Raw genomic sequence first — 15,213 nt, 5'->3', positions numbered from 1 at the left:
CTTATGAATCGGAATCGCGCAGGCTCGGCCCCTGGCCGGAGCCGCCGCCGTCGCCGCCGCGCAGCGCATGGGCGGTGGTGGTCGCGGCATGGGTGAGTTGCTGGCGGCGATGCAGCCGCTTGGCCCAAGCGGGCTGTGTATTGGCTGCGCCGGACGTGGCCTCGCCTGCGGCGGCCTGGCCGGATGCTCCGGCTGCCGAGTCGCCGTCAGCCGCCTGGCCGTTCCAACCAGAGCGGAAGGGAGCTGCCATGCGTTGCCCAGCAGCGGAAGCACGGGATGCGATGCCGCGCCCGGCGGACTGCGCGCCGGTCTTGGCGACGTTGCCCAAGCCGGCCATCGCGCCCTTCGCGCCACCGCCTGCGGCGGCGGAACCGGCCTGAAACGCCGAGCGTGCGCTGCTGGCCGTCGAGGCGGCAGCACGCGCGCCGCTGCCAGCGAGCTTGGCGGCGGCAGGCGCCATGCGCGCCCCGGCCATGACGGCGCCGCCTACGCCCGTCGCGGCAGCGCCGACGGCAACGGCCGTGCCGGCGGCGCCGACAGCGGCCCCGGCCATCGCGCCCGCGCCGAGTTGCGGCGCACCGGACACCAGGCCCGTGGCGATACCGGGGCCGAAGATCCCGAGCGCCAGCAAGGTGAGCGAGGCCAGCATGATGACCAGCGCATGGTCGATGGAAGGCTCGGCGGGATGGACTTGGAACTCCGCGAACACGCCCGAACCGATGCCGACGATGACAGCCAGCACCAAGACCTTGACGCCAGACGACACCACGTTGCCAAGCACCTTTTCCGCCAAGAAGCTCGTCTTATTCCAGAGCGCGAAAGGCACCAGCACGAAGCCTGCGAGCGTGGTCAGCTTGAACTCGATCAACGTGATGAATAGCTGGATCGCCAGCACGAAGAAGCTCAAGACCACAATCAGCCAGGCGAGGAACATCACCGTGATGGCGTCAAGATTGACGAACACCTCGGGGAAGCCGGCCATCTCGCCGACTTGCTCCAGAATCGGCGCTCCTGCGTCGATGCCGGTTTTCGCCAGCCGGCCCGGCTGCAAGAAGTTCTCCATCGTGATGGCCGAGCCGGTGGCGGTGATGCCCAGCCCGGCGAAGGAGCGGAACACGATGCCGGCCAGCCAGTTGAAGTTGCCGATGATGTAGGCGAAGGCACCGACGTAGAGCACCTTGCGCAGCAGCTTGGCGATGACGTCCTCGCCCTGGCCGGTGGCGTGGCTCATCGCCCAATACAGTCCGGCGATCGTCATGTCGATGACGATCAGCGTTGCGGTGAGGAAGGCCACTTCGCCCTGCAACAGCCCGAAACCCGAGTCGATGTAGGCGGCGAAGATACTGAGGAAGCGGTCGATGATGGTCACGTCATTCATGGCGCGTCCTCTTGATCGGATGCGGCCGGCGATTCGCTGCCGTCGTCCGATTCGGCCGGTGCATCGAAACTTGGCGGGATCGGCGGCAGGTCGGCCAGCGTCTGGTACTCATCCGGCCCGGCCTGGCCGGAGAAGAAGCGCCGCCGGAAGGCTTCGGCGGCGGCGCGGCAAGCGTCCTCGCCCGTGGCCTGCCGGTCGGCCGCGCATTGCGCGCGCAATGCCTTGAGCCGCACGGGATCGGCGGTCAGGGCATCGGCAAGGTTGTCGGTCGGCTGCTCGCTGCAAGCGGCCAGCAGCGCCACAAGCAGCGAAACCGACAGGGCGAGGACGCATCGCATGGCGGCCTCCGTCAGTTGCCGTAGAAGTCCACGCGCTGCGGCGTGTACGGCGTGCCTTCACCCAGGAAGCGCCGCCGCACCTCGCGGGCGCGTTCGGTGGCCGCCGCCTGCCGCGCCAGCTCCAGCGAGGCGGCCCGGTCTTGCGTGATCTGGAGCCGCTGCGACTGGATCGACTGCTTGGCCTGCAAAGCCAGCAACTGGTTCATGGCCTGCATCGCCTGCAACGCGCCTTCGGCCGACTGGCTCTTGCCCACGAGGTCGGCCAGCACGCTTTCGTCTTCGCCCAGGTTCTGCGATACCTGCGCTTGCATCTGCATGGTGGTCTGCAAGCCGTGGAGCGTGTTCCTCCAACGCTCCTGCGCGTCGCGGTACATCTGGTCGCCGCTGACGGTGGCGGCGTACTGCTCGGGATACAGGCGCGCGAACTCCCGATCCAGATTCGTCACGTCGTAGGCCAGGCCGCGCGCCTGGGCGATTAGCCGCTCGGTCGTCGCCAAATTGGCGCGCAACTGGTTCACCACGCTGGACGGCAGGCTGGCGAGGTTGCGCGCCTGGTTCATCAACATCTGCGCTTCGTTCTGAAGCTGCTGGATCTGGTTGTTGATCTGTTGCAACGTGCGGATCGCGGTCAGCGTGTTCTGCACGAGGTTCGTGGGATCGACCACGACCCATTGCGCATGGGCGGTGGCGGTGCAAAGCATGGCCGCGATGGCGGCGGCGATAAGGCGCTTATTCATGGCAGGTTCTCCAGAGGTTGGTCAGCGAGGGAACCCGGCGCGAGGCCGGGGAACGAGGGCAGCAGGTCGGCCGCCCAATCGAGGCCGCGATGGCGCAGCCAGGCGCCCGCGAAGCCGGGCACGCCGGCGTCCAGCAGCACGCGGTCTATGTCGCGCTGGTCTTGCGGCGTGGAAGCGCCCGCAAACGCCAGAGCCGCCGGCCCCAGGTCGAGTTCGAACAGGCGGTTGCCGAGGCGGGATTGGTAGTAGTAGTCGCGCTTGGGCTGCGCGGTGGCGACGATCTCGATCTGCCGCCTGTTGAGGCCGAAGCCCTCGTAGATCGTGCGAATCTGCGGCTCGGTGGCCTGCGGGTTGGGCAAGAAAATCCGACTCGCGCAGCTCTCGATGATCGCGGGCGCGATGCTCGAATCCTTGATGTCGGCGAGGCTCTGCGTGGCGAAGATGACGCTGACGTTCTTCTTGCGCAGTGTCTTGAGCCACTGGCGGATACGCGCGGCAAACACCGGGTCATCGAGGAACAGCCACGCTTCATCAAGGATCAGCAGCGTGGGCGCCCCGTCGAAGCGTTCATCGAAACGCGCAAAGAGGTAATGCAGCACGGCCATGACGGCGGCCTTGCTGTGCATCAGCTCCTCCATCTCGAAGCACTGCACGTCGGCCATGCCCAGCCGGTCGTGGTCGGCGTCCAGCAGCTTGCCGTGGGCGCCACCCAGCACATAGGGCGACAGCGCTTGTCGCAGCGTGTTCGATTGCAGCAGCACGGAAAGTCCCGTCATCGTGCGCTGCTCCACCGGCGCACCGGCGAGACTTCCCAGCGCCGACCAGATAGCCGCCTTCTCGTCGGGGCCGATCGCCACGCCTTCGTGCAGCAAGCGGCCTTCGATCCATTCGGCGGCCCAGGTGCGGTAGCCCTCACGGTCGATGCGCGCGAGTGGCTGGAAGGCGATTTCGCCATCCGTGCCCAGGTCGTAGTGTTCGCCGCCCAGGCCGAGGATGGCGGCCCGCATGGAGCGGCCCATGTCGAAGGCGAAGATGCGCGAGCCGCGATAGCGGCGAAATTGCATCGCCAGCGTGGCGAGCAAGACCGACTTGCCCATGCCGGTCGGCCCCGCGACCAGCGTATGGCCCACGTCGCCGATGTGCGTCACCAGCCGGAACGGCGTGGCGCCGTCGGTGCGTGTCACGATCAGCGGGGGGCCGTCGAGGTGTTCGTTCTTCTCCGGCCCGGCCCATACCGCCGACACCGGCATCATGTGCGCCAGATTCAGCGTCGAGACGATGGGCTGGCGCACGTTGGCGTAAGCATTGCCGGGGAGCGAGGACAGCCAGGCATCCACGGCATTGAGCGTTTCAGGGATGGTGACGAAGCCCCGACCCTGGATGACGCGCTCCACCATGCGCAGCTTCTCGTCTGCGACGGCGGCGTCCTCGTCCATGACGGTGACGGTCGCCGTCAGATAGCCGAAGGCGACTTGATCGCTGCCCAACTCCTGCAAGGCGGCGTCGGCATCGGCGGCCTTGTTGTTGGCGTCGGTATCGACCAGCGGGCTTTCCTGCTGGAAGATCGTTTCGCGCAGCAGCGCGATGACGTTCTTGCGCTTGGCGAACCACTGGCGGCGCAGGCGGGAAAGTTCTTTTTCCGCCTCGGCTTTGTCGAGGCAGAGAAAGCGCGTGCTCCAGCGGTACGCAAAACCGAGGCGGTTGAGGTCGTCCAGAATCCCCGGCCAGGTCGAGGTCGGGAAGCCCCGCACCGACACCAGCCGCAGGTGCTGGTCGCCCAGCATGGGCGCCAGGCCGCCGACCAGCGCGGAATCGGTCAGCAGCGCGTCGATGTGGAACGGCACTTCGGGCACGCCCACGCGATAGCGCCGCGTCGAGATGGTCGCGTGCAGGTAGGTCAGCGTCTGCGCGTCATCGAGCCAGTCAATTTCCGGCATCACGCCGTCGAGCAGGTCAAAGACGCGATCCGTCTCCGCGACGAAGGCTTGCAGCCGCTCGCGCCAGTCCACGCCATTCGTCGGCGTGTTCTCGTAGAGCATCTTGGCTGCACGGGCGCGGGATTCTTCCGGCGGCAGGTAAAGCAGCGTCAGGTGATAGCCGCTCTCGAAGTGATTGCCCGATTCCTCGAAGGCGGCCCGGCGTTCTTCCTCCACCACCCACGAAAGCGGCTCGGGAAACTCCGAGTGCGGATAATCGGCCGCAGGCCGGCGCTCGGCTTCGATGAATAGCGCCCAGCCCGATCCCATGCGGCGCAGCGCGTTGTTCAACCGCGCTGACGTGGCGATCAGCTCGCCTTGCGTCGCGCTGTCGAGGTCAGGCCCGCGAAACCGGGCCGTGCGCTGGAAACTGCCGTCCTTGTTCAAGACGACGCCCGGCGCGACCAGTCCGGCCCAGGGCAGCCAGTCGGCAAGCAAGGCCGGGCGCTGGCGGTATTCGGCGAGGTTCAGCATCGCGGCGTCCTCCCCTCACACGTCCAGCAGCGAGCGGTGCTTGATGTGCCGGGCGAAGACCTGCATGAACTGCGGATCGACGCGCGCACCCCACACCGCCAGCGAATGGCCGACGATCCAGAGCACCACGCCGGGAATCCACAGTTGCAGGCCCAGCCCGACGGCGGCGGCCAGCGTGCCGTTGGCGATCGCCACGGTGCGCGGCGCACCGCCAAGCAGAATCGGCTCGGTCAGCGAGCGATGCAGCGGCACCTCGAAGCCGTCCGCGAAGGTGTCCGGGGCACTCATACGACGGCCCCGCCGGAGAAGCTGAAGAACGACAGGAAGAAGCTCGAAGCCGCGAAGGCGATGGACAGGCCGAAGACGATCTGGATCAGCTTGCGGAATCCGCCGGAGGTGTCGCCGAAGGCCAGCGCAAGGCCGGTGGCGATGATGATGATGACCGCGACGATGCGCGCCACCGGCCCCTGGATGGATTCGAGGATGGATTGCAGCGGGCCTTCCCACGGCATCGAGGAACCGGCGGCCTGCGCGGTTCCGGCCAGGAACAACAGCAGCGCGGCCAGCAGCAGCCCTTGCGCCGCAGGGCGGGCCAGGCAGCGCAGCCGCGCAAGACGCAAAGCCGGATTTGCAGAAAAACGGAAAGCAGGAACGATCATCTGCGTCATGGCAGTTCTCCAAGTGAGTCAGGCGATGGGGAAGTCGCCGCAGCGGGGGCGGCATCGGGACGTGGCGGCAGCTCGGGAAACGGCGTTTCCAGCGCGTCCGCCAATTGGTAGCCCACGCCGTCGAAGCCGACGACGCGGGCGATGTTCTCGATGCGGCGCTTGCGCCCGCGTCCGGCGATGTGAATCACTACGTTGACCGCCTCGGCGATCAGCGCACGGGGAGGGTTCACCGCCACTTCGAGAATCAGTTGCTCCAGGCGCAGCAGCGCGCCGAGCGCGGAGCCGGCATGGATCGTGGCGATACCGCCCGGATGGCCTGTGCCCCACACCTTGATCAGATCCAGTGCCTCGGCGCCGCGCACTTCGCCAACGACGACGCGATCAGGCCGCAGGCGCATGGACGAGCGCACCAGTTCGGTCATCGACACCACGCCTGCGCGGGTGCGCAGCGGAACGTGGTCGCGGGCTGCGCATTGCAGTTCCACCGTGTCTTCGAGCACCAGCACGCGGTCGCCGGTGGCGGCGATTTCGGCGAGCAACGCATTGGCGAGCGTGGTCTTGCCGCTGCTGGTGGCGCCGGCGATCAGCACGTTCTGCCGCTCGCGCACGGCGCGAACGAGAAAGCCCGCTTGCGCGCTGGTCATCATCCCGTCGATGACGTACCGCTCCAGCGGAATCACGCCGATGGCGCGCTTGCGCAGCGCGAAGGCCGGCCCCGGCGCTGCCGGTGGCAAGATGCCCTCGAAGCGTTCGCCCGTTTCGGGCAACTCGGCGGACAGCAGCGGCTGGCCGCGATGGACTTCTGCGCCGACGTGGGCCGCGACCAGGCGGATGATTCGCTCGCCGTCCGCCTCGGGCAGTTCCACGCCCATCGGCGCGCGCCCACTGGAAAGCCGATCCACCCAAAGGGTGCGATCGGGATTCAGCATCACCTCCACCACGTCCGGGTCTTCGAGCGCAGCGGCGATCAGCGGCCCCATCGCCGTGCGCAGCATCTGGATGCGGCGGTCGAGCGACGTGGCGCTCATGGACTGTGGAACGGCGCTCATGACGCACGCTCCTGCGCTTGCGCGGCTGCCGCCGCGTCTTCCATCCGCATTGGGTCGGGATGCAGTTCCTCCACCACGTCGCGCACCAGGCTGCGCCCGCGCAGCAGGTGCCGACCCAACTGTTCAACGAACTGCTCGAAGCGAGCTTTGCCCTGGGCGCGGGCGGCCTCTTGGTGCGCCTCGGGGACTGGCGCGCTGACCGTGAGGTAGTAGCGAATGAACAGCGCCAGCGTTTCGATCTGGATGTTCTGGTCGCGCTCCATACGCTCGGCCTGGCGCGACAGGCGATCCAGCCGCTTGGCGATAGCCGCTTCGCGCTGGTCGGCGGCATCGGGCGACAGCCACGATGCGAGCGCCGCCGCGACGATGGACGACTTGGACACGCCTTTCTTGGCGGCCAGCTCGTCCAGGCGCTTGGCGTGCTCCGGCTGGATAAAGAGATTCAGGCGATATTGGCTCATAGCTCGATTCCGTCGTTGGGGTCGAGGGAAGCCAGCCGGGCCGTGCGCTGCATGGCTGGATCGAACTGGCGAGGAAGGGGAAGCGGCAGGTCGTCGTCGTCATCGAGCAGCCCAAGGTCGGCCGCAGGCGCGGCAAGCTCGGGGTCGTAGGCGACGGTTTCGGAGAGTTCGGGCTGACGGCGTGGGCCACCGTCATCGGCGGAACCCAGGCCATCAGCGGATGCCGCGGCGGGTGCGGTGGGCACGGCGGGAATCGCCAACCCGCTCCAGTCGTCGGGCCGCAATGGCGGCGCGTCGGCGTACTGCCCATCCGCCAGCGCGGGCGGTGGCAGCACGCGACGCTTGAAATTGGCGTCCGCGTAGTAGCGCAGCTTCTTGGCCTTGATCGGTGCCACGCTGGACACCATCACCACGGCCTCGTCAGGTGGAAGCTGCATGACTTCGCCCGGCGTCAGCAGCGGGCGCGCGGTTTCCTGGCGCGACACCATCAGGTGGTCTAGCCACGGCGCGAGCCGGTGGCCGGCATAGTTGCGCTGCGCGCGCAGCTCGGTGGCCGTGCCCAGCGTCTCGGAAATCCGCTTGGCGGTGCGCTCGTCGTTCGTGGCGAACGTCACGCGCACATGGCAGTTGTCGAGGATGGAGTGGTTTTGCCCATACGCCTTGTCGATCTGGTTGAGCGACTGCGCGATGAGGAAGCTGCGGATGCCGTAGCCCGCCATGAAGGCCAGCGCCGTCTCGAAGAAGTCCAGGCGCCCCAGCGCCGGGAACTCGTCGAGCATCAACAGCAGCTTGTGGCGGCGCGCGATGCCATCGGAACCGTCGAGCGATTCGGTGAGCCGCCGCCCGATCTGGTTGAGGATCAGGCGAATGAGGGGCTTCGTCCGCGAAATGTCCGAAGGCGGCACCACCAGATACAGCGACACCGGATGTTCCGCAGCGATCAGGTCGGCGATGCGCCAGTCGCAGCGCGAGGTGACTTCGGCCACCGTGGGATCGCGGTAAAGGCCGAGGAACGACATGGCCGTGGACAGCACGCCCGAGCGTTCGTTGTCGCTCTTGTTGAGGACTTCACGCGCCGCCGATGCGACGACCGGATGCGGCCCGTCGCCGAGGTGCGGCGTGGTCATCATCCGGTGCAAGGTCAGCTCGAACGGGCTGGCCGGATCGGAGAGAAAGTTGGCGACGCCGCGCAGCGTCTTGTCCTCGCCGGCGTAGAGCACATGCAGGATGGCCCCGACCAGCAGCGCGTGCGAGGTCTTTTCCCAATGGTTTCGCTTCTCCAACGCGCCTTCGGGATCGACCAGAATGTCCGCGATGTTCTGCACGTCGCGCACTTCATGCGCGCCACGCCGCACCTCCAGCAGCGGGTTGTATGCCGCCGACTTCGCATCGGTCGGGTTGAACAGAAGGCAATGGCTGAATCGGCTGCGCCAGCCGGCGGTGATCTGCCAGTTCTCGCCCTTGATGTCATGGATGACGGCCGAGGCCGGCCAGGACAGCAGCGTCGGCACCACCAGGCCGACACCTTTGCCCGAGCGCGTGGGCGCGAAGGTCAGGACGTGTTCCGGGCCTTCGTGACGCAGGTACTGGCGATCGTGCTGGCCGAGGAACACGCCGGCCGGCTGTGTGAGGCCGGCCTTGCGAATGTCATCCGCGTTCGCCCAGCGGGCCGAGCCGTAGGTCGTGACCAGGCGCGATTGCCGCGAGCGCCAGATCGACATGCCAATCGCCACCAGCACGGCAACAAGACCGCTGCCGCCCGCGATGGCGCCGCCGGTGTCGAACACGCGCGGCGCGTAGGCGTCGAAGAAGAACCACCACTCGAACAGCCGCCACGGGTGATAGACCGGCGTGCCGAAGAAATCAAACCAGGGCGAGCCAAGGCGTAGTTGGTAGCCAAGGGCCGCTGCTGTCCATTGTGTGGCGCCCCACACGCCGGCGATCACGATGCCGAATACCACGGCGATCTGACCGAACAGCACGTTCGTCCCTTGCATGACCTGGCCTCCGATTTCTCCTGAGCTGATTCCTCATGGAAAGAGCGGCACAAAGGCGTGCCGCAGGCGTCAGGATCGGTGCCGGGTCAGTGCCGGTCAAAGACCGTTTTCAGAAGAAAGGTCGAGCAAAAAGACAGAATGAGTGCGACGGCGAACCAAAGAAAAACGCCGCAAGCGCGAGCGCATTGCGGCGTGTCGAAAAAAAAGTGAAGGCGAATCGGCGAGCGGCCAACAATCAGAACTTTGGCGACTCTTTCGGCGGTGTATAGGGCGTTTCGCCGTCGCCATAGAATCGCTTGCGCGTGGCTTCGGCCACCCGGTTGCACAGCATGTCGCCCAGCTTGGGGCGATCGGTCTTGCACTGTTGGCGCAGTCCTTTAAGCTGGTCAGGGTTGGCCGCCAGCTCTTCCACCGTCGGAATATTCGTCTCCGAATCGGCGGCCTTCTGAGGTGCCTCGGATTGGCCGCAAGCAGACAAGGCGGTCACGAGCAAGAACGGAATGATTTTCTTCATGGCATCAATTCCTCCGGTGGATCAGAACTGCGGCCTCGGATGGGCCTGGGAGTCTCCGGCGTTTCAATTGTCTGTACCCGTTCGATGAACCGTGCAAGTTCGTCGGACGGATCACCGTCAAGACGAAGCAAGTAAGTCGTCAGCGGAGGTACACGCGACGCAAGTGGCCGCGCTACCACTCCCGGTTCACGGCTGGCGGAAATATGCGCAGCGCCCGCCAGCCCGAGCGCGAAGCCGGCTGATACCAGCGCCATCATCAGATCGCATGTGGCAACTCGCTCTGCGATCAACGGTTCCATGTCAGCACGACGCAGCACTCGTTCCACGTGTTTGGCATGGCCTTCACACACTTGCGGATCGCACAAAACCAGCGGATAGCGCAGCAGTTCGTCCAAGGGGATACGCTTGTGGGCCAGTAGAGGATGGCGAGCGGGGACCGCCACCATTAGCGCATCACTCCAAGCTGGCAACGCGACGATGCCATCGCCCACCTCGTCGGACTGAGCAAACCCCACGTCGTATAGATCATCGTGCAACCCTTTAATCTGCTGCGACAGCGGCACCTCGAAGAAGCGGATTTCGACCTCGGGTTCTTCCTGACGACATAACGCCAACAAGGTCGGCAAGCGCGACGGTGTAATGCCATCCGACAAGGCCACTCGCAATTGTCCATGAAAGCCATTAGCTGCCGCTTTCACGCTATCACGCGCTTGTTCCAAGGCGGCAAACACGCGACGCACATGCTCCAAGAACAATGTTCCGGCATGGGTTAGCCGCGTACTGCGCGTGGTACGGGCAAACAGCGCCACACCGAGTTCTTCCTCCAGTTCCTTGATGGCCCGCGACAGCGGCGATTGTTCAATATGCAGCTTCTCCGCCGCACGAGCGAAACGGAGTTCTTCGGCCACGGCCAGGAAGTATCGAAGGTGACGAAGCTCCATGGCGATTCACATCCCATTTCGCAAAGAGAACAATCAGTCTTTTCTTTGGCTGTCGGTTGATCCTGCTTTCAAATCCTTGACAAACTGATATAGCTGCGGCAGGAATGAAAATAGAAGCGGGTTGTCTTTGTTCGCCAGGATGGCTCCGCCAAACAGCTTCAGGCCAACCGCAAATGCCGCCGCATCTGCCTGGCTGCTGAAATCACCTCTGCTGCGAATCCACGTCACGACAGAGATGATGTCGTCATGATTCCCAACCTTAAACTGCAGAGGCTTGCGTTCACTGGGGACGCCATGTGAATCCGTCAATTGCTCCAGAGTTACGCGATAAAGGTATTGCCTCATTTGTGTGGCTCCTCATGTTGGAGTGATGACCTAGTCGCCGATGCGGATCTTCGGCGTTACGGACATACCGACGCGCAGATTCGCCGCATCAGGCTGGTCGGAGTCGATGCGAATACGCACAGGCAGGCGCTGGACGATCTTGGTGAAGTTGCCCGTGGCGTTGTGTGGCGCGACGGCCGAATAGCTGACGCCACTGGCCGGCCCCAGGCTCTCCACGGTTCCCTTCAACTCGGTACCCGGCAAGGCATCCACCTTGATGTCCACCGGCTGCCCAGGCCGCACGCGCGCCAACTGCGTTTCGCGGAAGTTGGCCGTGATGTAGACCGCATCCAGCGGAACGACGGCCGCCAATGGTTTGCCGGCATTCACGAACGATCCGACGCGCACTGACTTCTGGCCGATCACGCCACTGATGGGCGCCGTGATTTGGGTATAGGAGAGCTTCAACTCCGCTGCGGCCTGTGCGGCTTGCGCTTGAGAAAGCGCAGCCTTGGCCTTTTCAAGATCGGCTTTCAGGATGTCCGTCTGCTGCCGCGCCGCTTGCAGGCCCGCGCGATTCTTGTCCCGGCTGGCCAGCCGAATGGCCAACTGCGCCTCGGCCTGTTGCTGTGCCTGGATCGAACCTGATCCATCGGAGGCCAGGTTCCGGTAGCGTTTCTGGTTGGCCTCTGCCAATTTGAGTTCTGCATCGTCCACCGCAACGGCCGCCTGCGCCTGACGTATCGCGGTTTCCTGCTGCACCACACGCGCGGCAAGCCCCTCGACACTGGCCTCGGCAGCGGCGACCTGTGCCTTTGCCGTGTTCACCGCAACGATGAAATCCCGGTCGTCGATGGCGACGAGCAAATCCCCAGCCTTCACTGGCTGGTTTTCTTCGACCAGTACCTTTCCGATCACGCCGGACACCTGCGGCGCGACGAGGGTGAAATCGGCTTGGACGTAGGCATCGTCCGTAGATTGGGTCGATGCGCTGGACTCGGGACGATTCAGATAAATGACACAGCCCACTGCGACTGCGAGCAGCAGCACGGCACTGGTAATCTTGGCTTTCTTCGGCATGGCCATGGTGAAACTATCCTTGGGGCAAAGGTTTGGATTGAGGAGCAGCGGCCTGCAAGTCGGGGGCGGGAATGCAGGTCAGCCGCAATACGAAGGGGACCATCACCAGCGCCAGAACGCCGAGTACGCGATAGGCATCCGCGACTGACAGCACCAGCGCCTGCTGGCCGATGATTCCCATCAGTTGAGCGGGCTCCGGAGCAAGCGGGACGGAGTTGCCTACCAACGCAGCGTGGTCCAGCAGCATTTCCGCGTGGAACCGCTGTCTCACGGTCACGAGTTGCCCAACCACCGCGCCCCCGAGTACCGACCCCAGGGCGCGCAGCGTGTTGATGTTCCCCGACACATACGGGCCTTCGCTGGGATGTACGACGCTGGTACACAGGAACAGCATCGAGACGACAGCCATGGGCTGGCCAAAGGCTTGCAGCGTCTGCGTCATAACGAACTGGTCGCGGTTCCAATCGGAAGTCAATTGCGCACCAAAGAAGCACGCCAGGGCGATCAGCAGCAGGCCGCCCGCGAACACGAATCGGGCATCGACCCATTTCCGGTACAGGAACAGCGCCACCACGGAACCCAGGACCAGTTGAGGCAGCGCGACGATGAGCCCGATTGGTGCCATCTGAAGCGGTCGGTAGCTTTGGAGCGGCCCGAGATAGGTCATCGGCAACATCACGCCAGAGGTCAGCACGACCAGAAGGCAGATGAACAAGGTGAAGCCCAACGCCAGGTTGCGGCGGCTGAGCATCTGCAATTTGATGAACGGCGCCGGGTGATACCACTCCGTCAGCAGATAGGCCGCCAGCAGCGTCAGCCCGGCCACCAATGAGACGACGATGAGGGGGGAGTTGAACCAGTCCAGCCGCACGCCCTGATCCAGGGCGACGGTAATCAGGGCAAATGCCGGCATGCCGAAAGCCATGCCCGGCCAGTTGGCCTGCGGGAAGCGGTCTGTCTGGATCGGGTCTTTCGGCAGGCCCCATCCGATCAACAAGGCGGCAATGGCCGCGAGCGGAAGGATTTGCCAGTACACCCAGCGCCAATCGAACAGGCCATCCGTCCATTGCCCCGCCAGCCAGATCGAGAGGTTGGGGGCGAAGGTGGCCGTCAGTGCATACAGCGCCAGTCCGTGCAGCCGTATGTGGGGTGGCAGGAACTTCAACGCCGCCATCATCAGCACGGGAATCATCGTGCCGCTGGCGATGCCTTGCAGGAAGCGCATGGCCAGCAGCAGATCGAGGTCATGGATGAAGGGAATGCACACCGCCAGCAAGGTGCATGCGCCGATCATCCACAGCTCGAAGCGGCGCACTGAGAGCGTGATGGCGAACCATGCCGCAAACGGCATGGCGATCACTTCGCCGGCGCTATAGACGGTCGTGAGCCAGGAGGCGTCGTCCAGGCCGAAGCCCAGCGCGCCACGCACGTCCGCCAGCGCCAACGCGCCCACGCGGTTGTTCAGTCCGGCCATCATGGCCGCGATGAGGATGCCGACCAGCCCGGCGATCGCCCGCTTCGGAGGGGCTACCGCAGCAGCGGGTGCGGGTGGCGCCGCTGTCGGCTGCAACGCTGCGGCACTCATTGGCCGGCCTTTGATGGCGAGGTGGCAGACGACGCAGTGGTCGTCAGGGGCGCATCGCCGCCGGCCTGCCGGTCGGATGTGAGTGCGTCAGGGTCCCAGCCACCGCCCAGCGACTTGTAGAGATTGACCAGGGTGAGCGCGGCGTTGGTGGCGCTGGCATTGAGGCTGGTCTGGCTGGCAAGGACGCCACGCTGCGCGGCCAGGACATTCAGGTAGTCGGCAGCGCCTTCCTGATAGCCGCGCTCGGCAGCATGCAGCGCCTGCTTGTTCTGTTCATACGAAACCAGCAATTCGGCATGTCGGTGCTGCTGGGCTGCCCAGGCGTCCAGGGCGTTGTCCACTTCATGCCAGGCTTGCAGCACCGTCTGCCGATAGGCAATGGCGGCTGTTCTTTGCCGTGCCTCGTTCAGCGCCAGGCGCTGCTTCAAACGACCGCCCTGAAAGATCGGGAGATAGACTGTCGGGCCAACGGAGAAGAACCGGGAATCCCAACTGTCGAGGTCGTTGAACTCGAAGGCCTCGACGCCGACTCTTCCCCGCAAGCCGATCCGCGGGTAGAAATCGGCCTTGGCGACGCCGATGGCCGCCGTCGCGGCATGGAGCTGGGCTTCGGCGCGCTGTATGTCCGGCCGCCTGTGCGCCAATTCGGAGGGCAGGCCCACCGGCACATTGGAAGGAAGCGAAGGCAAGGGCATCGCCTCAAGCAACTGCGCATCGAGGGCGCGCGGCTCCTCCCCCTGCAGCAGTGCCAAGGCGTTCATCAGCGTGTTGCGGCGCTGGACCAGTTCTGGCACCAGCGCCTCCACCGTTGCCAGTTGCGCGCGCGCCGAAGCGGTTTCAAAGCGCGTGGCGACACCGTTGCGCTCACGGCTTTCGGCAAGGCGCAGGGTGCGATCGGCGACCTCCAGGTTCTGCCGGGTGATGTCCAGTTGCGCCTGCGTTCCTCGCAATTGGAGGTAGGTGCGGGCCACTTCGGCGGACAAGGCCACCCGTGCCGCCTCGCGCTCATACACAGTGGCCTCGAAGGCGGCTGCGGCGCCTTCGCGCGATCGCCGCGCGCGGCCCCACAGATCGAGTTCCCAACTGGCGTCGAATCCCAACTGCCAGAAATCGCTCGCGCTCGTCGGTGCACCCAACGCGGCAAACTTGCCGTGCTCGCTGAGGGCCTCGCGGGAATAGCCTGCCGATGCGCCCACGCTGGGCAGCAGCAGCGAGGAAGCAATCCCCAACTGCGCCCGGCTTTGCTCAATGCGCTCGGAAGCGATCTGCAGGTTCAGGTTGCCCGCCTGCGCACGGGCTTGCAGATCCGCTAACACGTCATCGTTGAACAGCGTCCACCATGACGATGGGAAGTTCGCAGCGGATGTTTCCTGAGCCTGCGCGTAATCCGCCCTGGGCGACAGTTGAACGGCTGCAAGCCTGTCGTCGGGTTTCACGAAGTCAGGACCCACCGCACAGCCGACCAGTGAGATCGTGCAGAGCGCCGTGCCTGCTTGTCGCAGCAGTTGTGAGAGCAGCGGTTGTGACGTCATGAAGGTTTATCCAATGCGCGAATAGTACCGAACCGCTCGGTGTGATTTACGATAAAAGTTAAGCCGACGGCTCACAAGAAACCTGCTTAGGTGCAGATGCCTGTGAGACGAATGGTTAGGTTGATGCGTACCGAGCGGTTTGGTACTATATAGAATCCT

At 64.9% G+C, this 15,213-nt stretch carries 15 protein-coding genes; all 15 read right to left on the bottom strand.

All coding sequences use genetic code 11. The features are described from left to right. Position 1: 1 nt before the first annotated feature. Positions 2-1,378 carry a P-type conjugative transfer protein TrbL gene (gene trbL, locus AC07ZS_RS05085; RefSeq protein ID WP_028240146.1) on the bottom strand — a complete coding sequence of 459 codons (1,377 nt, stop codon included), beginning with the start codon at positions 1,376-1,378 and terminating at the stop codon, positions 2-4. Continuing rightward, a complete protein-coding gene (locus AC07ZS_RS05080; RefSeq protein WP_028240147.1) occupies positions 1,375-1,716 on the bottom strand; it encodes a hypothetical protein in 342 nt (113 codons plus the stop codon). The genes trbL and AC07ZS_RS05080 overlap by 4 nt, the downstream gene beginning before the upstream one ends. An 11-nt stretch (positions 1,717-1,727) precedes the next feature. Beyond that, positions 1,728-2,453, bottom strand: coding sequence for a P-type conjugative transfer protein TrbJ (gene trbJ, locus AC07ZS_RS05075; protein WP_028240148.1), 726 nt, complete (start codon positions 2,451-2,453; stop codon positions 1,728-1,730). Further along, positions 2,450-4,903, bottom strand: coding sequence for a conjugal transfer protein TrbE (trbE, locus tag AC07ZS_RS05070; protein WP_102905524.1), 2,454 nt, complete (start codon positions 4,901-4,903; stop codon positions 2,450-2,452). The genes trbJ and trbE overlap by 4 nt, the downstream gene beginning before the upstream one ends. A gap of 15 nt (positions 4,904-4,918) precedes the next feature. After that, a complete protein-coding gene (locus AC07ZS_RS05065) occupies positions 4,919-5,191 on the bottom strand; it encodes a VirB3 family type IV secretion system protein (RefSeq protein WP_068681373.1) in 273 nt (90 codons plus the stop codon). Continuing rightward, positions 5,188-5,571 carry a TrbC/VirB2 family type IV secretion system protein gene (locus AC07ZS_RS05060; RefSeq protein ID WP_005304529.1) on the bottom strand — a complete coding sequence of 128 codons (384 nt, stop codon included), beginning with the start codon at positions 5,569-5,571 and terminating at the stop codon, positions 5,188-5,190. Before AC07ZS_RS05060 ends, AC07ZS_RS05065 begins: the two co-directional genes overlap by 4 nt. Next, positions 5,568-6,620, bottom strand: a complete 1,053-nt coding sequence (trbB, locus tag AC07ZS_RS05055; protein ID WP_005304532.1) for a P-type conjugative transfer ATPase TrbB — start codon at positions 6,618-6,620, stop codon at positions 5,568-5,570. The genes AC07ZS_RS05060 and trbB overlap by 4 nt, the downstream gene beginning before the upstream one ends. After that, on the bottom strand, positions 6,617-7,081 hold the full coding sequence (locus AC07ZS_RS05050; protein ID WP_005304534.1) for a ribbon-helix-helix protein, CopG family: 465 nt from the start codon (positions 7,079-7,081) through the stop codon (positions 6,617-6,619). The genes trbB and AC07ZS_RS05050 overlap by 4 nt, the downstream gene beginning before the upstream one ends. Continuing rightward, the gene (locus AC07ZS_RS05045) at positions 7,078-9,078 is read right to left on the bottom strand and encodes a conjugal transfer protein TraG (RefSeq protein WP_043373736.1); all 2,001 of its coding nucleotides are present in this window, start codon (positions 9,076-9,078) and stop codon (positions 7,078-7,080) included. Before AC07ZS_RS05045 ends, AC07ZS_RS05050 begins: the two co-directional genes overlap by 4 nt. Positions 9,079-9,313: 235 nt before the next feature. Beyond that, on the bottom strand, positions 9,314-9,592 hold the full coding sequence (locus AC07ZS_RS05040) for an EexN family lipoprotein (RefSeq protein ID WP_005304541.1): 279 nt from the start codon (positions 9,590-9,592) through the stop codon (positions 9,314-9,316). Next, entirely contained in the window at positions 9,589-10,533 is a 945-nt protein-coding gene (locus AC07ZS_RS05035) for a LysR family transcriptional regulator (protein WP_005304543.1), read from the bottom strand. Before AC07ZS_RS05035 ends, AC07ZS_RS05040 begins: the two co-directional genes overlap by 4 nt. Positions 10,534-10,566: 33 nt before the next feature. Beyond that, positions 10,567-10,878 carry a DUF3861 domain-containing protein gene (locus AC07ZS_RS05030; protein ID WP_005304546.1) on the bottom strand — a complete coding sequence of 104 codons (312 nt, stop codon included), beginning with the start codon at positions 10,876-10,878 and terminating at the stop codon, positions 10,567-10,569. A 30-nt stretch (positions 10,879-10,908) separates the two neighbouring features. Then, positions 10,909-11,943: an HlyD family secretion protein gene (locus tag AC07ZS_RS05025; protein WP_005304549.1), complete on the bottom strand. Its 1,035-nt coding sequence runs from the start codon at positions 11,941-11,943 to the stop codon at positions 10,909-10,911. Positions 11,944-11,950: 7 nt separating this feature from the next. Next, complete coding sequence (locus AC07ZS_RS05020; protein ID WP_005304552.1) at positions 11,951-13,522, bottom strand: MFS transporter; 1,572 nt, start codon at positions 13,520-13,522, stop codon at positions 11,951-11,953. Beyond that, positions 13,519-15,054 carry an efflux transporter outer membrane subunit gene (locus tag AC07ZS_RS05015; RefSeq protein WP_005304555.1) on the bottom strand — a complete coding sequence of 512 codons (1,536 nt, stop codon included), beginning with the start codon at positions 15,052-15,054 and terminating at the stop codon, positions 13,519-13,521. Before AC07ZS_RS05015 ends, AC07ZS_RS05020 begins: the two co-directional genes overlap by 4 nt. Positions 15,055-15,213 lie beyond the last annotated feature (159 nt).

Source organism: Hydrogenophaga sp. GW456-12-10-14-TSB4 (genome assembly GCF_059424305.1).
This window is presented reverse-complemented; position numbering and strand designations above follow the sequence as displayed.